This is a genomic window from Grimontia marina, assembly GCF_900060185.1.
In the GTDB taxonomy this organism is placed as follows: Bacteria; Pseudomonadota; Gammaproteobacteria; order Enterobacterales; family Vibrionaceae; genus Enterovibrio; species Enterovibrio marinus.
Map to the genome: position 1 here is coordinate 1 of NZ_FIZY01000264.1, position 575 is coordinate 575.

Annotated in this window: 1 protein-coding gene; it reads left to right on the forward strand. The window is 40.7% G+C overall.

Features of this window, described 5'->3' with window-relative positions:
- Window positions 1–575: type IV secretory system conjugative DNA transfer family protein (locus tag GMA8713_RS26335; protein ID WP_157515831.1), on the forward strand; the 575-nt coding region annotated here is incomplete at both ends.

The window sequence follows — 575 nt, forward strand, 5'->3', positions numbered from 1 at the left end:
AAAAAGGGGGCAATGAGTTTCAAGGTACGGTGACAACGTTTAAGCAAGCTCTAGAGCCATTTTCAAGACCAAATATTGCTCGAAATCTTGAGCGATGTGATTTTACGCATTTGAACTTTAAAGCCGATAAACCGTTTTCTTTGTATCTTTTCATTCCTGCAAACGATGTTTCAAGAATGGCCCCGATTATTCGTATGCTGGTCGAATATCTAGTGAATGAATTTTTATCACTCACAGATCAAAGTATTATCGGTGCTCAGCATGTTGTTTTTGCGATGGATGAATTTCCGCGCATGGGGTATATGAAAGCATTAAAAGAAGCGCCCGCGCTTCAACGTTCCTATAACATGTCTTCAATATTTGTCGCGCAAGATAAAAACCAGTTAGAAACGACTTACGGAAAAGGAAGCTTTGACCAATTTGTAACAACCACCGACTTTAAGGTTGTGTTTCGTCAAAATGAAGACACAACAGCCGCTAGATTTAGCACGCTGGTAGGTAAAACAACCCGACGCAAAAAGAGCGTTAGTCGGCGGGATTTAGATTTGTTGGGTAGTAGCTCTGAAAGTAAAGAG